Below are 20,728 nucleotides of genomic sequence, written 5' to 3'. Positions count from 1 at the left end.
TTCCCTAAAAAGCGAAGGAAATCATGCCTGTGTTGCGGCAGGGATCGAAGCGGTCGGAAAAACGGCCCCGACCGCCCGGGGAAGACGGCAGTGCGGTCTGTCGACGGAACCTTGTGCGGATACAACCATAGCGTGTAACCCAATGAGAAGTAACCACTTTCCCAGCATTTTGTCACCGCGGGGCAGATTGCGGCGAGCCCCTCCGAATGGTAGAAGACAGTCGTGATACGAAGTGTGTGTGCGAGTGCGGGTTTTGATGCAGGCTGGCGGATTAGGCCGGTCTGAAACATTTCGCTTGGCAATTGGCACCCTTGTGGAGACGTTGCAAATGGACGTTCGTTCCGGAATAGACGGGCATGATTTTGAGCGGCCTTCCGCGTCCGTCGGCGCCGGATGGGTGCGCGCCAGGAAAGAGCCGCTTTATCGCAGAACGCTGAAGCGCTGGATGGATGTCGGCTTTGTGCTGATGGCCGCGCCCTTTGTCGTGCCTGTGGTTCTGGTGCTGGTTGCCGTGCTGCGGCTTACCGGACATGCGCCGTTCTTCACGCAGGAGCGGGTGGGCCGTGAAGGCCGGACGTTCCGGCTTTGGAAGCTGCGCACCATGGTTCCGAATGCCGAGGAGCGGCTTCAGGACTATCTTCGCAAGGACGAGGCCGCCCGGCATGAATGGGAAGCCTTCCAGAAGCTGTCCCGCGACCCCCGCATCACCGAGTTCGGCCAGTTCCTGCGCAAAAGCTCGCTGGACGAACTGCCGCAGCTCTGGAACGTGCTGATCGGCGACATGAGCCTTGTGGGTCCGCGGCCGATGATGGTCGACCAGCAGGACCTGTATCCCGGCAGCGCCTATTATGCCCTGCGCCCCGGCCTGACGGGAACCTGGCAGATTTCGGACCGCAACCAGTCGACCTTTGCGCAGCGCGCGGATTTCGATGCCGAATACGAACGCAACCTGTCGTTCTTCAGGGATTTGAAGATCCTGCTGGCGACTGTGGGCGTGGTCCTGCGGGCGACTGGGAAGTAAGCATCTGTCCCGCCCCCGCATTCGGAGGGTTGTGCTTGACCCAGGCGACCAGCGCGACGCCGGGAAGCAGGATGAAGAAACCGGTCAGCGGATACGCGAGAAGAGCGATCCACCAGGGGTAGCCATAGGCAAACAGCACTGACGTGACGCTGGTGGCGCCAAGCATCGCGATCAGTACCAGCCCCAGCAGCATCCCCGTCTCCCCGGTCGGAGCAGTAAACTTGAGATAACTCTCCCCGTCTGGATTTCAGCTTAGGCTGCGCGGGGCCATGCGTCGAGATAGAAGAGTGATCGATCCATTGGCGGTTTGCGTTTCTGACAACGTTTGGCGGAACTTGGCCGACCTTTTGCAGCTTGCAGGTGTGGATTCCGCTGACCGCCGCCGCCGTCGATTCGCTTCGGCCCCGAGATCAAGCCTGGGGGTGGAGCATCGAGGGCTGGGCGGGCTGGGACGTGCGGAGGTGGAGCATCGCCGCCAGCATCAGAAGGGTCAGGCTGCAGGCGCCGGGGTAGATGGACAGCGCCAGCCAGGCCGGAGCCGAGAGCGCAAAGGCGGTTCCCGTGGCCAACAGGCCGACCAGTGCAGACATCAGGACCAGACCAGCGAGCATGTTTTTGACCCCCACAGACGAAGAATGCAGTCAGGGTGCTGGTCGCCCGTGGCAAGATTAAGGCCACCTTTGGGAGAATCTACGTCGCTTTTTCCCGTATCGCGGGTAGAGCAGCCAGGCGGAAGTGCGCGGGAATGTGATTTAACCCCTGCGTGTATTGTGTCTGATCGATTTCAACCGGAAGAGGATCGCGGGCTGCGGCGTGGCGAGAAGTCTTTCAACATATTGAAAAGAAAAGAAATTATTGCGCAGATAGAGAACGCGGCCCGACGCAGTGAGGCGGGTTTCCGGTCTGATGGCAGGGGGCGTCGGGCAGTTGCGGCAATATGGCACAAGTCTGGCGGGCCGGAGGTGCCTTGCACCCCGGAACTGACCGACGTTTGCCTTTCTTTTGTCATGCCAGAGCAGCAAGCTGCCCGCGCCCACGCTTGCGAGGATCTCCGTTGATCAAGACCTACCAGCAACTCTTCACGCTTTTCGACGCGACCGAGCGGCGGCGATTCTGGATTCTGACCGGCGTGATGCTTCTGGTCGCGGCGGCCGAGATCGCGGGGATCTCGGCGGTGCTGATGCTGCTGAACGTGCTGGCGGCGCCGGACGTCATCGACCGCAACGCCACGCTGGTCTATGTGAAGAGCCTTCTGGGCATCGAAAGCCGGTTCAGCTTCCAGATCTTGCTGGCGCTGGTCGTGCTGGTCGTGGTCATGCTGGGTCTGGCGGTGAAGGCAGCGGGGACCTATGCCTCGATCCGCTTTTCGACCATGCGCGGCTATACGGTGTCGAGCCGCCTTCTGGCGGCCTATCTCAGCCAGCCCTACCCCTGGTTCCTGGAGCGCAACAGCGCGGAACTGGGCAAGAACGTGCTGAACGAGGTCGACGGGCTGGTGTCGCGGGTGATCCAGCCCTGCCTGAAGCTGGTGTCGAACGCGCTTCTGGTGCTGGCGATCCTGGCCTTCCTGCTGCTGGTCGATCCGCTGGTCACGCTATTTTCCGGCGGCGTGCTGGGTCTGGGCTACGGGCTGATTTACCTGCGCTTCCGCGGACGGCTGCACCGGCTGGGCGAAGTCATGATGGATGCCTTCGAGAACCGCTTCCTGGTTGCGCAGGAGGCGACGGGCGGGATCAAGGACGTCAAGCTGATGGGTCTGGAAGAGACCTATGTGAAAAGCTACGGGGCTGCGGCCCTGACGGCGGCGCGGTCGGGGACCACGCTGGGGGTGATGGCCGAACTGCCGCGCTTCGTGCTGGAGGCGATCACCTTTGGCACCATGCTGGCGCTGATCCTGATCCTTTTGGTGAAGAGCGGCGGCAATGTCACCGAGATCGTGCCGACGCTGGGGGTGATCGCCTTCTCGACGATGCGGCTCTTGCCGTCCCTGCAGACGATCTATCATTCGCTGGTGTCGATCCGGGGGGCTTCGGCGATCCTGGATACGATCGTCGCGGATATCGCGGCGACGCCGGCGCTGCCGATCAGCGGCGACGACGGCGCGGTGCCGCTGAAGCTGGAGCGCGCGCTGGAACTGTCGAAGGTCGGCTTCGCCTATGCCTCGGCCGAGCGCCCGACGCTGCGCGGGGTCGATCTGGTGATCCCGGCGCGGACGACGGTGGGGATCGTGGGCGGGACAGGGGCGGGCAAGACCACGCTGGTCGACCTGATCCTTGGGCTTCTGGCGCCCGATTCGGGTGAAATCCGTGTCGACGGCACGGTGGTGACGGATGCGAACCGCCGGTCCTGGCAGAAGACGCTGGGCTATGTGCCGCAGTCGATCTACCTGACCGACGATACCATCGTCGGCAACATTGCCTTCGGCGTCCCGAAGGACGAGGTCGACATGGCCGCGGTCGAACGGGCGGCGCGGATCGCCGCGCTGCATGACTTCGTGCTGTCCGACCTGCCGCAGGGCTATGACACGTTCGTGGGCGAGCGCGGCGTGCGGCTTTCGGGCGGGCAACGCCAGCGGATCGGCATCGCCCGGGCGCTTTACCGCGACCCGACGCTTCTGATCATGGACGAGGCGACCTCTGCGCTCGACAACATCACCGAACGGGTGGTGATGGAGGCGGTGAGCCGCATCCGGGCGGACAAGACGATCATCCTGATCGCGCACCGGCTGACGACGGTGAAGACCTGCGATACGATCTTCCTGATGGAGCGCGGGCGCCTCTTGGCGCAAGGCAGCTATGACGAGCTTCTGGCCGGGAACGAGGCATTCCGGCGAATGGTCGCAGGCGGGGCGGAGGATGCCCATGCTACACTATGAATATCAAAGTCCCGACCCGGGCGGCTTGTCCGGCCGGTTCGGCCAATACCCTGACGAGAGAGGTTGATTATGTCCGTGACTACCCTTCCCATTGATCCCGAAACCCTTCTTATCTCGCCTGACGAGGCCCGTGAGTTCGGCAAGGCCGCCGCAGAGGAATACCGCGGGCGCAAGCCCTATCCCTATGGCGGGTTCGACAACTTCATGCCGCCCGAGATTCTGGAGAAGGTCCGCGACGAGCTGCGCAGCCTGCCCGCGGCCGAGACCTTCTTCAACCGCCCGCAGGAAAAGCTGAAGGCGGCCTATATGCCGGAGCGTCTGGGTCCGTATACCCGGGCCCTGTTCCATTCGCTGAACTCGAAGGCCTTCCTGGGCTTCCTTGAGGAGCTGACCGGCATCCAGGGGCTGATCCCCGACCCCTATTTCGCGGGCGGCGGCATCCATGTCGTGTCCAACGGCGGACATCTGGATATCCACGCCGACTTCAACCACCACGGCAAGCTGAACCTGGAACGGCGGCTGAACGTGCTGATCTACCTGAACAAGGACTGGAAAGAAGAATACGGCGGGTCGTTCGAGGTGTGGAACGACGACATGACCGCCAAGGTCGCGAGCTTCGTGCCGCTCTTCAACCGGATGTGCTGCTTCAACACCGGGTCTTCGACCTGGCACGGCAACCCCGAGCCGGTGAAGCATCCGGATGGCGAGCCGCGGATGTCGATCGCGCTGTATTACTACACGGCAACCTGGGATTCGACGCGGGTGTCGCACACGACGCTGTTCAAGCCGCGCCCCGGCACCATCGACAAGAAGGACCGGCTGGAAGCGCGGCACCGGGTGATGGAAAGCCTGCTGCCACCGGTGATCTATCGCCGCATCGGCCACCGGCTGCGCCGGATGGGTATCTGATCCGGGATCACCTGCAGAGGGGCGCGAGGAAGGCTGCGACCTCGCGCGCCACACTTTCCGGCGCAAAGCGCGCCGCGACGTCGGCGCGCGCCGCAAGGCCCAGGCGACTGACAAGGGCAGGATCGGCAAGGAGCCCCAGGCAGGCGTCGGCCAGCGCTGCCGGGTCCTCGGGCGGGACCAGCAGCCCGGTTTCGCCTTCGCGCAGGATTTCGGCGCAGCCGCCGACGCGGGTGCTGACCACGGCCGAGCCTGCCGCCATCGCCTCGATCAAGGCGACGCCGAAGGTTTCATAGCGCGAGGTGATCAGCGTGATCGGGTGCTGGCGGCGGATTTCGGCGATCTCGTCGCGGCTGCGATGGCCGAGGATCTCGACCCGGTCGCGGGCGGCGGCGGGCAGCTGAGAGAGCGCTTCGGCAAGCTGACGGGTGCTGCCGTCCGGCATCAGCACGCCGCTGTCGGGGCCGACAAAGGTGAGCCGGCAGTCGGGATGCGCGGCGGCGATCCGGGCGAAGGCCTCGACCAGGACGTCCCCGCCCTTGATCCGGTCGAAGCGGCCCACGAACAACAGATGCGGCGCCGGAATGTTGGCCGCCGGTTCTGCGAGCGGCGGGATGGCGACCGGGTTGCCGATGATGGCGGTGGGCACCTGCGGCAGGCCCCATTCCCCGCGGGTGCGGTCCAGCACGTCGCGCGAGGGCGAGATGATGCCGTCGATCTTTTGCAGCCCTGCCGCCTCCCAATCCTCGCGGCGGGCGTCGGGGCCGGGACCGGGCTTGCCGGGCCGGGTGCGGTGCAGCCAGTGCGGTCCGTGGAGCGTCACCACCACCGGGATGGACAGGGCGCGGCGTACCGCTGCCGCCCAGCCGAAGGATTCCTCCATCATCAGCACGTCGATCTGGTGGCGGGCGACGGCGAGCCTGGCGCCGCCGATCAGCCGGGCAAGCGCCCATTGGCGGATGGCGCGGTCGGGGGCGATCCGGAAGAACAGCCGCTGCGCCAGGCTCATCTGCCGGGCGGGCAACTGGATCGCGCGCGGATGGGTGGTGGGCGCGTCGATGCGCAGCGCAAGGATCGTGACCTCGTGCCCCAGCGCCTCCAGCCCGGCGGCAAGCTGCGCCGTCGCCGAGGCGATGCCGTTGGCGGTAGCGGTTCCTGGCCAGGCCGGGGTGACAAGCCCGATTCGCAGCGGCCGTGCGGGTGCCGTTTCCCCGCCGCTCACCGCCGACTTCTCCGCCGGTCGAGCCGGTCCTGCCGCCCGATCGGCGTGGCCGGCTCTTCCGCCATCAGCCAGGCGGCCCGCACCCGGCCCGCGGGCAGAAGGCCGCCGCTGCTAGGCGTCACGCTGGCCTCGGCCCCGTCGATGGGTTGCCGCCAGAGCACGAAACCGGCAATCGCCCCCGCCATCAGCCAGACATAGTTCACCAGGCCGGCGTTTGGCAGAAGATCGACCAAGGCCACCGACAGCACCATGATCAGCCCGGGGGTGATCATCGAGGGCCCGTTGAGCCTGCCGCGCAGCGCGAAGAGGAGGATCGGCACCGTCAGCAGCCCAAACCTGCCGATATAGCCGAACCAGCCGTAGATACCGATGAAGATCAGCCAGATTCCGTCGGTGATGCTGGTCATCCGGCCGCTGTCAGGGTCGAAGATGGAGTTCCGGCCCCAGCCGCCCCAGCCCGCCAGCGGCTTTTCATTCGCGCGGGCCAGCAGCGCGTCTTCGTTGTCGAGCCGGAACTTCAGCGAGGAGGCGCGTTCCTCGCTGATCGACGCGGCGATATCGTGCACGGTATCGACCGGGATCAGCCCCGCCCCGCGCAGCATCGGATAGAGGAGCACCACCACGGCGACGAAGACCCCGAGCGTGACCTGCAGCCTGCGCCCCAGCAGCATGGTCGCCGTCGCGAAGATTGCCGCAAGGGCCAGCGCGCCGAGGGTCTTCGTCAGGTAGAGCGTTCCGGTCAGCCAGATCGCCGCCGCCAGCCAGTACACGGCTTGCCGCCCCTCGCGCCGGGCCTCGCGGTACAGGACGATTGCCGAGACGATGGAAAGCGCGAAGAAGATGCCGACCATGAGCCCGTGATTCAGGAAGACCGTGGGCCGGAAGCCGCCGTCGCGGATGCTCTGCACGAAGTTGTGCGGGAAGAAGCCGTAGACCCAGCGGTGCAGCTGCGGGCTGATCCTGACCTCCAGAAGGGCGGGGAAGGTGTAGAGAAAACCGCCAATCACGAAGGCTTCGAGCAGGACCTTGTGCCCCTCGCGCGTGTTCAGGTAGCGCAGGCCCAGCCAGAACGGCACCATCTGGAAGATGATGCCGGACATCATGTTGTAGGCGTCGTAGAACCGCAGGCCGGGCAGGTGCACCTTGCCGTTGATGAAGGGCTGGGTGTTCTGCACGACGGTGAGCAGCGGCGTCAGCACGACCAGACCCAGAAGGCCGAGGAGCACGATCTTCCGGGTCCGCGCCATCGGGTCGGGCTTCAGCGTGGTCTTGCGGGCCATCAGGAGACACAGGAGGGTGGCCGACAGCGCCGGGACGGTCGAGCGGTCGATCACCGGGATCATCGGGAACTTGATCTGCGTCTCGGAGGGAAGCAGGAGATGTCCGGCGATGATGGTCCAGACCAGCGCGCGCTCGAAGGACATGAGCCGGAACAGCGCGACTGCGACGAGCGGCCAACTGAACAGGACGAGATAGGCGAAAAGGTTCGGCATCAAGGTCCGCGCGTACAAGAGACGCTGCTGTTGTAGCGAGTCTCGCGGCCAAGGAAAATGCCGCTGTGCGGATGCGAGGGCCCCCGGGCATCACATTTTCCACGCAGGGCCGGGCCTTGGAAGCCCGGCGGAATTGTGCATTCTGTCGGGCATGACCGAACCCCTGCCAGAGCCCCGCGCGTGACCGACCCGGCCCAGTCTTCTGCCCGCGTCGGCGCGGTGATCATCGGTCGCAACGAAGGCGCGCGGCTGGTGGCTTGCCTCGCCTCGTTCCCCGGCTGGGTGCGCCCGCTGGTCTATGTCGACTCCGGATCGACCGACGGCAGCGTGGCAGCGGCGCGGGCGGCGGGGGCCGAGGTCGTGGCGCTGGACATGGCGGTGCCCTTCACCGCGGCGCGGGCGCGGAACGAGGGTTTCGCGCGGCTGCGGGAGCTGGGTGAACCGGAGTTCGTGCAGTTCGTCGATGGCGATTGCCGGATGCAGCCGGGCTGGATCGAGGCGGCGTCGGATTTCCTGGAGGCGCGGCCCGAAGTGGGCGTCGTCTGCGGGCGGCGGCGCGAGGTTCACCCCGAGGCCTCGATCTGGAACCGGCTTTGCGATGCGGAATGGGATACGCCGCCGGGCGAGGCGCGCGCCTGCGGGGGCGATGCGCTGATGCGGGTGGCGGCGGTCGCGGCGGTGGGGGGCTATGACCCGCGGCTTATCGCGGGGGAGGAGCCGGAGTTGTGCGTCCGCCTGCGGCAGGCGGGGTGGAAGATCTGGCGCATCGACCGGGAGATGACGCTGCATGACGCCGCGCTGACGCGGATCGGCCAGTGGTGGAAGCGCACGCGGCGGGGCGGCCATGCCTTTGCCGAGGGGGCCGCGATGCATGGTGCCCCGCCCGAGCGGCACTGGGTCGCCGAGACGCGCCGCGCACTGCTGTGGGGGGTGGCGCTGCCGTTGGTGGCGCTGGTGGGGATGGTCGTCACCCCATGGGCGGCGCTGATCCTTGCGGCCTATCCGTTGCAGGCCCTGCGGCTGGCGCGGCGTTATGGCTGGGAGCGGGGGGTCTTCATGCTGCTGGCGAAGTTCCCCGAGGCGCAGGGGGTGCTGCAATACCACCTGAACCGGCTGCGGAAGCGGCGGGCGCGGCTGATCGAGTACAAGTAGGGATCAGGGGCGGACCCGCCCGCCCGGCCCGCCGTTCAGAAAGATTTCGGCAAGCCAGGCGCCCTCGTGGCGGATGTCGAACCCGGCCTCCACGGCCTTGCGGCCCGCCTCTCCCATCACCTGCGCGGTGGCAGGGTCGTCCATCAGGCGGATCATCCGGTCGGCCAGAGTGACCACGTCGCCGGGCGGGACGGTGTAGCCGGTGACGCCATCCTCGACCAGTTCCTGCACCCCCGCGACGCGGCTGGCGACGACCGGGATGCGGCTGGCCAGCGCCTCCATGTAGACGACGGGCAGGCCTTCGGCGAAGGAGGGAAGCGCGAGCAGGTCGGAATTCGCGAGAAGGTCGGCGACCTGGCCCTGGGTCATGAAGCCCGCAAAGTGGATGGCGTTCTGGATGCCGAGCGCCCTGGCCCGGGCCTCGGCGCCGGCGCGGGCGGGGCCATCACCGGCGAGGGTGAGCCGCGCGTCGGGGTGGGCTTTGAGGACGGTGGCCATCGCTTCGATCAAAAGGAGCGCGCCCTTCACCGGGTCGAGCCTGCCGACGAAGGCCACCCGTTTGCCCGACCCGCCGGGGTCGCGCCGGTAGGCGGCGGGATCGACGCCGCAATGGACGATGGTGATCTTGTCCCAGTGCCGGGGATCGGAGAACAGCATCAGCTGCGAGCGGCAGAAATGGGTGATCGCCACCACGAAGGCGGCGCGGGCGATCTTTTCCGGCAGCGACCAGCGGTCGACCTCGAAGAAGATGGCGGGGCCGTGTTCGGTGAAGCTGAAGGGGATGCCGGCAAGCTCGGCGGCGAGAACCGCGACCGAGCAGCTGGAATTGCCGAAATGATTGTGCAGGTGGCGGACGTGGTTGCGACGCAGGTGGTCGGCCAGAACCCCGGCTTCGAGGAAGTAGAAGAGTTGCCAGATCAGCGCCTTGAGGCCGGGGGAGCGCATCCGGATCGCCAGCGCGAGCGTCCGGACCCAGGCGCCGGGGCTGCGCAGGATGGCCCGGCCATGCGCGGCCAGAAGCCGGGCCGGGTTCTTCGCGGCGGATTTGACGTAGAAGGTCTCGGCCCGGGCGCGAAGCTCTTCCTGGCCCTTGAACTCGGCCTCGGCAGGCTGGCGGATCGAGCAGGTAAGGACGGGGACGCCGCTGGCACGGACGGCCTCGACCTCGCGCAGGATGAAGGTGTGCGAGACCTTGGGGTAGTCGCCGGTGAGATAGGCGATGGGGCCGTTGTCCATGATCATTCCTTGCGCCGTCGCCACCAGAGAAGCTTGCCCGCCCCCCCGACCGCGGCCAGCTGGAAGCGGATTGCGCGCGATTCGGAGAAGCGCCGGGTCAGGATTGCCGCCAGCCCGAAGATGACCAGTTGCGCCGCCCCGACGGCCATCCAGAGTGCGACCCGGCCTGTCGCGCGCAGCCCCCCGGCATCGCTTTCCACCAGACAGCGCAGTTGTCCGTCGCTGAACCGCCGTTGCCGCAGGAAATCCATCGTCACCCGGCGGGGCGGGACGAGTTCGTGAACCAACGCCTCGGGGCACCAGATCATCGGGATATGATGCAGGTCGTCGAGCTGGCGGAAGAGCCAGACATCCTCGCCGCCAGCGTTGAACGAGGTGTCGAAGGGCGGATCGACCAGGGCCAGCGTGGCGCGGGCGAACATCGAATTGCCCGAGCCGAGGTAGGCGCGGAGCGATTGCACCTCGGCGCCGGGGCTGGCGGGCAGACGGCGGCTGAAGATGCGGTCGAGAGGCGCGTGGAGGGCGGGAGGAGGCGGGGTCTCGAACCGGGGTTCCACCGCGCCGAAGGCTGCACAGGCGCCCCCGCGGGCGGCGGTGGCAAAGGCGGCAAGCCAGCCGGGGGCGGGAAGCTCGTCATCGTCGAGGAAAATGACATGGCTGCCCCATGCCTCGGCCACGCCGCGGTTGCGGGCATGGGCCACGCCGGTGCGGGGTTCGTGAAGGTAGCGGACGAAGTCGGGTTTGGACACGCCTTTGGCCGAGGCTTCGGGGGAATTGTCGACCAGCACCAGTTCCACTGGATCGGGGAGGGCGGCCACTTGTTCCCCCACGGCGGCGAAGAGCGGGGGCAGGTAGGCCTCGCGCCGGAAGGTCGGCACGACGATGGACAGCATCGGTGCACAAACCGGCTGATCCGGCAGATTTTCGAACGACTTCCGCGCCAATGCCACGAAAAAACCCTGTTGGACCCTGTAAAGCAAAGACTATCTGCTTGACGAGGAATGAACAATCGCCTGTCAGTCTGGCCCTGTGCCAGACAGTTGTGACGACAGAATGGCGGAGGATATTGATTGTGAGTGATGGGACGGGCCTTGCGCATTTCGACGTGCTTTCCGTGGTGAATTTCCCGACCGAGGCAGCGCTTCTGGCCGATGTCGAGGCGCAGTTGAAGGCGGGGAAGGGCTTTGCCATCGCGACGCTGAACCTGGACCATGTGGTGAAGATGCGGCGGACCCCGGCTTTCCTGCGGGCCTACCGGGCGCACAGCCATGTGGTCGCGGATGGCAACCCCATCGTCTGGCTGTCGCGGCTGGCCGGGCGACCGGTCAGCCTGGTGCCGGGGTCGGAGCTGATCGCGCCGATGGCGGCGCTGGCGGCGCGGCTGGGGGCGCCGGTGGCCTTCCTCGGCTCGACCGGGACGGTGCTGGCCTTGGCGGCGGAGCGGCTGAAGGCAGACTATCCGGGGCTGGAGGTCGCGGCCTGCCTGGCGCCGCCCTATGGTTTCGATCCGGAAAGCGCTGCGGCGGATGCGCTTTTGGACCAGGTCGCCGCCTCGGGCGCGCGGATCTGCCTGCTGGCGCTGGGGGCGCCAAAGCAGGAGCTGCTGGCCGCGCGGGGGCTGGCGCGGCATCCGCAGCTGGGCTTTCTGTCGATCGGGGCGGGGCTGGATTTCATCGCGGGCCACCAGACCCGCGCGCCGGTCTGGGTGCGCAGGATCGCGATGGAATGGCTGTGGCGGATGCTGACCAACCCGCGCCGGCTGGCGCGGCGCTATCTGGACTGCGCGCTGGTCATGCCTTCGCTGGCCGGGCAGGCGCTAACCGCGCGGGGGAGCCGCAAATGAGCCGCGACCCGACCGTCCTGACCGTGATCCTGAACTGGCGCACGGCGGAGATGACGCTGAAATCGGCCGATGCGGCGGAGCGCGCGATGGAGGGGATCGCGGGCGGGATCGTTGTGGTCGACAACGATTCTGGTGACGGGTCCTTCGAGCGGATGAGCGAGGCGTTGCGCGACCGGCCCCGGTTCCGGGTGGTGCAGTCGGGGCGGAATGGCGGCTTTGGCGCGGGGAACAACGTTGGGATCAAGCTGGGCCTGCCGGGGGGTGTGCGACCGGACTATGTCTATATTCTCAATTCGGACGCCTTCCCGGCGCCCGATGCGATCCGGCTGCTGCTGGATTATCTGGAGGCGCATCCGAAAGTGGGCTTTGCTGGCAGCTATATCCACGGGCCGGATGGCGAGGTGCATGTCACCTGTTTCCGCTTCCCCTCGGCGGCCTCGGAATTCGAGGGCGCGGCGCGGAGCGGGCCGATCTCGCGTCTGCTGGCGGGCCGGTCCGTCACCATAGGCGTGCCGGAGGTCAGCGGCCCGGTCGACTGGCTGGCGGGGGCCAGCATGATGATGCGTGACCAGGTGCTGCAGACGGTCGGCGTCTTCGACGAGACCTTCTTCCTGTATTTCGAGGAAACCGACCTCTGCCGCCGAGCCGCCGAAGCCGGCTGGCCCACGCATTTCGTGCGTGAAAGCCGGGTGGAGCATATCGGCTCGGTCTCGACGGGGATGAAGACCTGGAAGCGGGTGCCGGGTTACTGGTTCGACAGCCGCTGGCACTATTTCCGCAAGTCGGGCGGGACGGGACGGGCGGTGGGGGCGACGCTGGCGCATCTGGCGGGGGCGATGATCCTGCAGGCGCGGCGTCTGGTGCAGCCGAAGATTCCCGGCGGTCCGCCGCATTTCCTGCGCGACCTGACCGGACATGCGCTGCGGCAGCTGTTCGGGGGCGGAAGGAAAGCCTGACGGCGGGATCGGCACCCCGCCCTCAAGCGCTTCGAATCAGGGCCGGAACTCGAACTCGCGGCTGAGCGAGACGAAGAGCGTCGGCGATTCCGCGTGGCCGTCGGCATCGTTGCGCACGCGGTAGCCGACACCGCTGTTCAGGGTCCAGTCGGCGGTCAGTTCGCGGCTGTAGCCCGCGCCGAAGGAGACCTGCTCGATCCGCTCGGAGGGCGCGTCGCTGAGCTGGTAGGTGATGCCGAGCGAAATCGAGGAAATCTCGTTCACGTTCTTCGTCCAGCTGATGGAGGCCAGCGATACCACTTCCGATTCGTCGTCATCGTCGTCGAAGACGACGCTGCGCTCCAGCCGCAGGCCCAGGCTGCCGTCGGGAAGCCGGCGGTCGATGGCGAGCCGCCCGATCAGGTCGGTTCCCGCCTCGTCAGCATGGGTGATGCCGAGGCGGGCGGAAATGGTGTTGGTCGGGGTTTCCAGGTCGCGCCCGATCTCGAAGGTCTCGCGCTGGCCTTCGTCGTCGTCGGTGGTGACGCGGAACAGCGCCAGCGCCGTGCCGACCGGCATGTCGTAGGTGAGGCCAAGGCGGAGGTCGGGTCCGGTGGTCCGGTCGGTGACGCCGAATTCCTCGGTCTCGACTTCGGAATAGCCGATCTCGGCGGCCAGAGCGAGCCGGTCGCTGATCGCGTAGTCGAGCCCGGCATAGCTGGTCAGCGCTTCGGTCCGGGTCGCGGCAGGGTCTTCTTCCTCGCGCAGGCTATAGCGCAGGCCGAGGCGGCCCGTCACGGTTTCCGAGGCGTGCAGGATCACCGCCGCATCGGCGCGGGTTCCCTCGACGTCATGGAGGTCGGGGTCCGAGGCATCCTGGTAGTCGGTCGCGTCGTATGCCACCCCGATGGCGAAGCCGATGGCGGAGGTCCGCCCCAGCTCCAGCCCGACATTCGCGCCGAAATCGGTGCGGGTGCCGGTTTCATCGAAGTCGTCGAACGCATCGTCGAAGGCGTCGATGTCGTCGCTGCGATAGTAGCCGCCCAGGTCGAAGACCGCGGCCGGAACCTCGCGATGGTAGGCCAGCTCGGCCGCGCCACGCCCGAAGTCGAATTCCGTCCCGCCGCCGCCCGCCGCATTCTCGGCGATCAGGGCGCCCGAGGCGGAAAACTCCAGCCGGTCGATCTGCGTCTCGCTGAAGAGGCCGAAGGACAGGCGGGTGACGTCGGTGACTTCGGTCCCGGTGGCCGGAACCGACAGGTCGGTGTTGCGCGAGATTTCCAGCCGGTTCTCCAGCCCGAAGACCATGCGCACGCCGCCGTCCTGCGCCAGCGCGGCAGAGGAACACAGGGCTGCGCTGACGGCACAGAAACCGCCAAGGGCGAGGCCGGAGCGGCGCATGGGCGATTACTCGAACAGTTTGCGCTGCGGGATGACGATCACATCGCCGGACATCAGGCGCGTCGCGCCACCACCGGCTTCGCCACGCTCGATGGCGTCGAGGTCGAACTTGTAGACCTTTTCCACCCCGGACTTGTCGACCCGGCGCAGCTGGATACGCTTCTTGGCGCCGAAGGGCGAGACGCCGCCTGCCTGGGCCAGCGCCTGCAACAGCGTGGCACCCGGCTTGACGTCGACCTTGCCGGGGGTGTTCGCGGCGCCGAGGACGTAGATATCCACCAGACGCGGCGCTGCCGGGGTGGAGGGCGTACGCTCGGCCAGCGCGTTGAGCGTCACATAGACGGTGGGCGGGGTGGCGAAGTTCGGGGCGAGGCGGCTGGCAAGATCGGCCTGCACCTGGGCCAGGCTGCGACCGGCGGCCCGCACCGACCCGGCCAGCGGCAGCGAGATCTGGCCGTCGGGCAGCACGATCGCCGTGCGATTCAGGGTGGCGTCTTCCAGAACCTCGATCTGCAGCACGTCGCCCGCACGGACCCGGTAATCCTGGGCCGAGGACGAGACCGCCAGAAGCGGAAGCAGAAGAAGGGTGGCGGCCAGGCGGCGAAGGATGGACATCGAAAATACTCCCTTGCGTCCAGTCAAGACAGGGCGCGACTGCAACTACCCAAGAGTATTTGGCTCGCGCCGGTTCGGAAAGAGGAAATGCACCCGGAAACCGGCCGAATCAGGGTGAGCCCGGCCCCCGTCGCCCGTTTGGTGGGCGCGGTGGCCGATTTGTCACATCAGGCGCGGATGCCCGACAACCCCAGCGCGTCGACGACCTGGGCCGTCACCTCTTGCATGAGCTGTGCCGTTTCGGGACCGGGTGCGATGGCCGGGGTGCCGTCGGCCTTCGTCAGGAGATGCGGCAGGCCGAGGGGAGAGGCGTGGTAAAGCACGGCGAAATGCACCAGGGCGACCAGGTAGTTCCCGAGGTCATTGAGATGGATCACGTCCAGCGATCCGTCGTCGTTGCGGGCGAAGAGATCGCTGCGGTCGCGGACATTGCCTACGCCGCCCCGCGCCTCGACCGCGCGGACGAAGGCGGCCAGCACCGGGCCTGCCGGGATCAGGTGGATTTGCGCCCCCTTGGGCAATTTCCGCAGCGCCGGTCCCAGCACCTGGCGCAGCCAGTAGCGTTCATGGTCGAGGTCCAGCCGGGTCAGCCAGCCTTCGGGATCGTCCAGCTGGTGCCAGGTCTCATAGAGGTAGAGCCGCACGTCGGGCCGCGCGGCCAGGGCCTTTTCCGCCCAGCGGGCCAGGTATTCCGGGCTCTCATACCAGCGGATCGAGGCGCGGATTTCGACCATTTCGGTCAGGACGATGGCGTCGTAGTCGCCGCTGGCCACCGCCTCATGCGCGGGGCGGAAGCGGGGATGCGCATTCTCGGCCTCGAATCCGTTGATCGCCGCATCGCCCCAATGCGCCTGCAGCGTGGTGCCCCAGCCGAGCTGGCTGTCGTAGCGGTGGCCCGCCGGGGCGAGCTGGGCCAGCATCGCCGGCATGTCGCGGTTGACGAGGCTGTGGCCGAGGTGGAAGACCGACAGCGGTCCGGTCGGGGCGGGATGCGTGCCGGAGAGGCGCGCGCGGACTGTGGCAGCGGAGGGCGGCCGGGAGAACAGCGTATAAAGCCCGCCGCCGCCGACAAGCGCCGCCAGTCCCGCCAGAAGTGCCGACCGTCGCGTCATCGTCACACCGCCACCCCTGCCAGAATCAGCCCCTGTGTCCCGGTGATCCGGCCCGGGACGACCTGTCCGGCCCGGAAAGCCCCGGCATCGGTCAGGAGCTGGGCATCGAAGCGGTCCTTGGCAAGAGTGACCGAGAGCGTTTCATGCCCGAACATCGCCCGGCTGTCCGGAGCCTGCGCCTTGAAGACGGCCTCCTTGGCGCAGAAGAGGCGCTTGACGCCTTTGCCGATGTCGTCGCCCAGCCGCTGCAGTTCCTCGGGTCGGCAGAGGATCGGCCAGAGGTCGGGCGCAAGGGCGGTATCGTCCTCGATGTCGACGCCAACCGGTGCGCCACGCCGGGCAACCGCGATGGCGAGGCCTGCCGCATGGGCGATGGAGCCGGAGATGCCCCGGGGCCAGATCGCGGCGCGGTCCGGACCCATCGGCAGGGCCTGCGGCGGGTGGCCGAGTTGGGCCAGTACCTGCCGCGCGGCGCTGCGTCCGGCGACGAATTCCGCCAGCCGGGCGGGGACGGCACCTGCCATCGCCGGTTGCTCCTCGGGCCAGAGCTGGGTGGCGCCGGCCGGGCCGATGGGTTCGACAGCGACAGCGACCCCGGCGGGGAAGAGCGACCGAAGCGCCGCTTCGACCGCGACGGGCGCGCTGGTCATCCCAGCGCCTTCTCCCGCGCTTCACGCATCGCCCGGCGGCGGGCCATCGCATCCATCCGGCTGTCCGGAGCTGTTTCCGCCGCGGGGGCCGGTGGGGTTGCAGGGGTGCCGATCGGCGATGCCGCAGGCAGGGATTTGCCCAGATGTGCGGCAAGGGCCGAGAGCACGGGGAAGCGGAAGATATCGGTGATCGCCAGCCGGTCGGAGTTCAGCGCGGCCTTCATCTCGCGATGCGCCTGCACCGCCAGAAGCGAATGGCCGCCGAGCGTGAAGAAGTTGTCCGCCCGCCCGACCTGTGGCACGCCCAGCACCTTCGCCCAGACCGCCGCGATGGTCTCCTCGATCCCGCCTTCCAGCGCGACCGCGGGTTTCGCCGCAGCGGAGGTTGACGCGAAGGGCGCGGGCAGGGCCTTGCGGTCGATCTTGCCGTTCGGCGTCAGCGGGAAGGCGTCGAGCTTCACGATATGGGCCGGGACCATGACCTCGGGCAGATGCGCCGCGAGACTGACCTTGAGAGCCGCTTCGTCGACCGGGCCGTCGGCGGTGACATAACCCACAAGGCGCACGTCGCCGGGCTGATCCTCGCGGGCGATGACGACGGCCTGCCGGATGCCCGCTGCGGCTTCCAGCGCCGTCTCGATCTCGCCCAGCTCGATCCGGTGGCCGCGGATCTTGACCTGGAAGTCGGCGCGGCCGAGATAGTCGAGCTTGCCATCCGGGCGGCGGCGGACGAGGTCACCAGTACGATACATCCGGCCGTGCCCGGCGAAAGGATCGGGGTGGAAACGGTCGGCGGTCAGGTCGGGGCGCTGGAAGTAGCCCTGGGCAACGCCCTCGCCGCCGATCCACAGCTCTCCCGCTGCGCCATCGGCGACCGGAGCCTGCGCATCGTCCAGCACATAAAGCGCCGTGTTTGCAATGGGTTGACCGATGTTGACCACGCCCTCTGCGCCGGTCGTCGCCTCGACCGAGGACCAGATCGTCGTCTCGGTCGGGCCATACATGTTCAGGACAGGCGCGCCGATCAGGCCGGCAAGATCGCCCGCCAGACGGCCCGTCAGAGCCTCGCCGCCGACGAGCATCCGCTTCAGGCCCTTCAGCGCCGCGCGGGCGCCTTCATCTTCGGCCAGCATCCGGGCCATCGAGGGGGTGCATTGCAGGTGCGTGACACCATGGCGCTGGATCAGGCCCGCCATCGTGGCATCGGCTTCTGCGCCCGCGTTCGTGATGCGCAGCACCTCCGCCACCGGCTTCAGGCCTTCCAGCACCACGGGCGTCGGGATGCCATAGTCGATCAGGCAGGCGATCTCGTCGATGTCGATGGCCTTCAGCTCTTCGACCCGCTTCACCGCATCTTCCACGGTGCCGAAGAGGCCCGAATCGTCGAAGTAGCGCAGGAAGGCGAAGTCGAGGATCGCTTCCAGCTCGTCCGGTGCCAGCGAGCCGAGGTCGATGTCCATCGGGTTCGCCATGCCCTGCGGCTTCTTGAAGGCCGGGAAGGCCCAGGCATATTGCTTGATCAGCGCTGCTGCCGAGCGCAGATAGTCCTTCATCGGCTCGCGCGCGATGTCCCGCGCGGCCTCACGGTCCGATGCCAGATAGGTGTGCAGCATCAGCGTGACCTTGTGGCGCTTCGGGTCATGCCCGGCCTCAGCCAGCGCGGCGCGGTAGAGCTTCACCTTGTCGGCGACCTCGGCGATGGACTGGCCCAGAAGGTGGGTCAGCACGTTCGCCCCGGCCTTGCCCGCGTCGCGCCAGGTTTCGGGGTTGCCCGCGGTCGTGACCCAGACCTGGACTTCGGGCGAGACCGGGCGAGGCTGGGTTTTCACGGCGAAGGGGGTGCCGTCCTTGCGCGGAAACTCCACCGCCTCGCCGCGCCAGAGCCGTCGCACCTGATCAAGGGCGTCGAACAGCGCCTGGCGGTTGGCGGGGGGCGTGTTCTCGGGCCGCAGGACGAAATCGTCCGGCTGCCAGCCCGATGCGAAGGCAAGACCCGCGCGCCCGTTGGTCAGGTTGTCGATGATCGCCCATTCCTCGGCGATCCTTGCGGGATGGTGCAGCGGCGCGACGATGCTGCCTGCGCGGACACCGATGTTTTTCGTGATCGCCGCCGCCGCCGCGCCGGTGACGGAGGGGTTGGGATAGGGGCCGCCGAAGGCGTGGAAGTGGCGCTCGGGCGTCCAGATGGCGCAGAAGCCGTTGGAATCGGCAAATTTCGCGCCTTCAAGCAGAAGCTCGTATTTCGCGGGGCCGGGCAGGTCGTCGTTGCCCCAATAGTAGACGCTGAACTCCATCCCCCGCGCGCTGACGCCCGCTGCGCTGGATGTCCCGCCCGAAGGCCGAACCCGCGCGGCATCGTCGGCGAGGACGACGGTGAAGCCGTTGGTCAGCGTCCAGAACAGCTCCAGGATCGAGATGTCGAAGGAAAGTGAGGTGACGGCGAGCCAGGTGCCGGGATCGGTGCCGAGCACATCGTCCATGCCCGCGAAGAAGTTCAATGCGTTGCGGTGGGTGACGACGACGCCCTTGGGCCTGCCGGTGGAGCCGGAGGTGTAGATCACATAGGCCGGATCCTCGGCGCCGGGGCCGGCCGGCGGGGTTGTGGGGGCGGCGGCGAGGCGCGGGTCGGTGTCGAGCACAAGGCGCGCCGGACCTTGCGGCAGGGCTTCGGCGACGGCGCTTTCGGTGACGATGACGGGGCAACCGGAATCCTCGGCGTAAAGCGCGAGGCGGTCGGCGGGGTAGGCGGGGTCCATCGGGACATAGGCTGCGCCTGCCAGCTGGATGCCGAGCGCGCCTGCGACCATGTCTGTCGAACGGCGGCAGGCGAGACCGACGAGGGTGCCGCGCGCGACATTCATGCTGCGCAGGGTATGGGCGATCCGGGCCGCGCGGGCGGCGAGGTCGGCATAGGTGAGCTTCGTCTCGCCCGCGATGACGGCCACGGCGTCCGGGGTCCGTTGCGCCTGGGCAAGGATTGCGGCCGGGATGGTCAGGCTGCGATCGTAGTCGCGCGCGGTGGCTTGCAGAGCTTTGGCATAGACTTGGGTTTCCGCTTGGGAGAGCGGGTTGAGGTCGGCGAGATCGGCATCGGGATGCGCGGCCATTTCGGAGAGGAGCCGGGTGATCCGGGCGGCGAGGGTCGCGGCTTCAGCGGGCAAAAGCTGGGTGGCGTCATGCCAGAGCGCGTTGCCCGCAAGCGTCACCACGGTTCCGGCTAGCGGCCCAGACCCTTCGCTGACCGCAAGGCCGGACGGGGTGAGCGCGGTGAGGGCGGGTTCACGGAGCGCGAGGTCGGCGGCGAGGCCGGTTGCAGCCTTGGCATCGTCGAACGCCTTGGCGACACGCGCCTCGGCAGCCATCGCGGGGCCGGAGGCGTTAAGCCGTACGGGCACCCAGGGCAGCACATGGCCGGGTGCGGAGTCCTGGCCGGACGTGAAGGCGATGTCGCCGCCGCTGCGGCCGAGGGCACGGAGCGCGGCGAGGGCCAGCCAGGTGGCTCCTGCGGCGGGGAGCGGGATTTGCTGCCAGTCCGGGGCGGTGGCAGCTGCGGAGATAAGCGCGGGGTCGGGCTTCAGAAGAAGGCCGCGCAGGCGGGGTTCGGCCTCGGCCACAGGGGCGAGGGCGGCGTCCAGCGCCGAGGCTTCGGCTTCGGTGGGCGAGGCGAGCATCGCCCCGGCGCGGGCGGTGTCGATGGGCAGGCCCTTGAGGCAGGTGAGGCCGGAAAGCCGCACCGCACCAGTGGCGCAGGCAACGTCGAGGTAGTCAGGCTCACGGCCCAGCACCGTTCCGGGAGCGCCGTTGCCGGGGATGACTTCGGCCCGGCCTACGGCCCAGAGCTGGCCCAGCACCGCGACTTTGGCGACAGCAAGGGGGTTGCGATAGCCGCCGTGGTCAAGCGCTCTGACGGTCCGGGCGAGTGTTTCCGCCGGTTGCGTGAAGTCCAGGAGCCCGCCCGCGCGGGGGCGGCCGGCCCGGCGCCAGACCTTGCGCGCACCCTGGGCCTGCGGCTGGCGCGGGTGGCCGCCGGCCTCCATCGCGGTGATCACCTCGGGGAAGCTGTCCACGGCGGCGGCGAAGCAGCGGGCATTCAGGGAGAAGGCGGTGTCGTCGGCCTCGATGGGGAAGCTGCGGGTCGCCAGCACCTCGCCCTCGTCGATCCCGGCGGTCATCAGATGCCAGGTGATCGCATGGCTCGTCTCGCCGTTCAAAAGCGCCCAGACCGGGGCGTTCAGGCCCGCGTAGCCGGGCAGGGGGCCGTCGTGGA

16 protein-coding genes are annotated in these 20,728 nt (G+C 67.8%); 6 read left to right on the top strand and 10 right to left on the bottom strand.

Going from position 1 to position 20,728, the window contains the following annotated elements; all coding sequences use genetic code 11:
* The first annotated feature begins 397 nt into the window (after positions 1 to 397).
* Positions 398 to 1,021, top strand: a complete 624-nt coding sequence (locus tag V7Q39_RS03580) for a sugar transferase (RefSeq protein WP_333815033.1) — start codon at positions 398 to 400, stop codon at positions 1,019 to 1,021.
* A gap of 410 nt (positions 1,022 to 1,431) precedes the next feature.
* On the opposite strand, the gene V7Q39_RS03575 is transcribed toward V7Q39_RS03580, so the two are convergent.
* Positions 1,432 to 1,632, bottom strand: coding sequence for a hypothetical protein (locus V7Q39_RS03575; protein WP_333815032.1), 201 nt, complete (start codon positions 1,630 to 1,632; stop codon positions 1,432 to 1,434).
* 443 nt (positions 1,633 to 2,075) lie between these two features.
* On the opposite strand from V7Q39_RS03575, the gene V7Q39_RS03570 reads away from it, so the two are divergent.
* Both V7Q39_RS03570 and V7Q39_RS03565 read left to right on the top strand, forming a co-directional pair.
* A complete protein-coding gene (locus tag V7Q39_RS03570) occupies positions 2,076 to 3,896 on the top strand; it encodes an ABC transporter ATP-binding protein (protein ID WP_333815030.1) in 1,821 nt (606 codons plus the stop codon).
* Positions 3,897 to 3,965: 69 nt separating this feature from the next.
* Positions 3,966 to 4,805 (top strand): 2OG-Fe(II) oxygenase, encoded by an 840-nt coding sequence (locus V7Q39_RS03565; RefSeq protein WP_333815029.1) that lies wholly within the window; start codon positions 3,966 to 3,968, stop codon positions 4,803 to 4,805.
* 7 nt (positions 4,806 to 4,812) lie between these two features.
* On the opposite strand, the gene V7Q39_RS03560 is transcribed toward V7Q39_RS03565, so the two are convergent.
* Positions 4,813 to 6,024 (bottom strand): glycosyltransferase family 4 protein, encoded by a 1,212-nt coding sequence (locus tag V7Q39_RS03560; RefSeq protein WP_333815028.1) that lies wholly within the window; start codon positions 6,022 to 6,024, stop codon positions 4,813 to 4,815.
* Positions 6,021 to 7,517 (bottom strand): hypothetical protein, encoded by a 1,497-nt coding sequence (locus tag V7Q39_RS03555; RefSeq protein ID WP_333815026.1) that lies wholly within the window; start codon positions 7,515 to 7,517, stop codon positions 6,021 to 6,023. Before V7Q39_RS03555 ends, V7Q39_RS03560 begins: the two co-directional genes overlap by 4 nt.
* Before the next feature lie 180 nt (positions 7,518 to 7,697).
* Between V7Q39_RS03555 and V7Q39_RS03550 the strand changes: the two genes are divergently transcribed.
* A complete protein-coding gene (locus tag V7Q39_RS03550) occupies positions 7,698 to 8,669 on the top strand; it encodes a glycosyltransferase family 2 protein (RefSeq protein ID WP_333815025.1) in 972 nt (323 codons plus the stop codon).
* 3 nt (positions 8,670 to 8,672) lie between these two features.
* Here V7Q39_RS03550 and V7Q39_RS03545 read toward each other — a convergent pair whose 3' ends face one another.
* Together V7Q39_RS03545 and V7Q39_RS03540 are read right to left on the bottom strand one after the other, a co-directional pair.
* Positions 8,673 to 9,905 (bottom strand): glycosyltransferase, encoded by a 1,233-nt coding sequence (locus V7Q39_RS03545; RefSeq protein ID WP_333815024.1) that lies wholly within the window; start codon positions 9,903 to 9,905, stop codon positions 8,673 to 8,675.
* A 2-nt stretch (positions 9,906 to 9,907) separates the two neighbouring features.
* On the bottom strand, positions 9,908 to 10,798 hold the full coding sequence (locus V7Q39_RS03540; RefSeq protein WP_333815023.1) for a glycosyltransferase family 2 protein: 891 nt from the start codon (positions 10,796 to 10,798) through the stop codon (positions 9,908 to 9,910).
* A 179-nt stretch (positions 10,799 to 10,977) separates the two neighbouring features.
* On the opposite strand from V7Q39_RS03540, the gene V7Q39_RS03535 reads away from it, so the two are divergent.
* Positions 10,978 to 11,748, top strand: coding sequence for a WecB/TagA/CpsF family glycosyltransferase (locus V7Q39_RS03535; protein ID WP_333815022.1), 771 nt, complete (start codon positions 10,978 to 10,980; stop codon positions 11,746 to 11,748).
* Positions 11,745 to 12,704, top strand: a complete 960-nt coding sequence (locus V7Q39_RS03530; protein WP_333815021.1) for a glycosyltransferase family 2 protein — start codon at positions 11,745 to 11,747, stop codon at positions 12,702 to 12,704. Before V7Q39_RS03535 ends, V7Q39_RS03530 begins: the two co-directional genes overlap by 4 nt.
* Before the next feature lie 36 nt (positions 12,705 to 12,740).
* On the opposite strand, the gene V7Q39_RS03525 is transcribed toward V7Q39_RS03530, so the two are convergent.
* The 5 genes from V7Q39_RS03525 to V7Q39_RS03505 all read right to left on the bottom strand — a co-directional run.
* Positions 12,741 to 14,084, bottom strand: a complete 1,344-nt coding sequence (locus V7Q39_RS03525; protein ID WP_333815019.1) for an outer membrane beta-barrel protein — start codon at positions 14,082 to 14,084, stop codon at positions 12,741 to 12,743.
* 6 nt (positions 14,085 to 14,090) lie between these two features.
* Positions 14,091 to 14,699, bottom strand: coding sequence for a polysaccharide biosynthesis/export family protein (locus V7Q39_RS03520; RefSeq protein WP_333815018.1), 609 nt, complete (start codon positions 14,697 to 14,699; stop codon positions 14,091 to 14,093).
* Positions 14,700 to 14,866: 167 nt separating this feature from the next.
* On the bottom strand, positions 14,867 to 15,811 hold the full coding sequence (locus tag V7Q39_RS03515; RefSeq protein WP_333815080.1) for a hypothetical protein: 945 nt from the start codon (positions 15,809 to 15,811) through the stop codon (positions 14,867 to 14,869).
* 2 nt (positions 15,812 to 15,813) lie between these two features.
* Positions 15,814 to 16,461, bottom strand: a complete 648-nt coding sequence (locus V7Q39_RS03510) for a 4'-phosphopantetheinyl transferase family protein (RefSeq protein ID WP_333815017.1) — start codon at positions 16,459 to 16,461, stop codon at positions 15,814 to 15,816.
* The coding region (locus tag V7Q39_RS03505; RefSeq protein ID WP_333815015.1) for a MupA/Atu3671 family FMN-dependent luciferase-like monooxygenase at positions 16,458 to 20,728 on the bottom strand (4,271 nt) is incomplete at its 5' end. The genes V7Q39_RS03510 and V7Q39_RS03505, both read right to left, overlap by 4 nt.

Origin of the sequence: Tabrizicola sp., assembly GCF_036781545.1 — a bacterium.
In the GTDB taxonomy this organism is placed as follows: Bacteria; Pseudomonadota; Alphaproteobacteria; order Rhodobacterales; family Rhodobacteraceae; genus Tabrizicola.
This window is presented reverse-complemented; position numbering and strand designations above follow the sequence as displayed.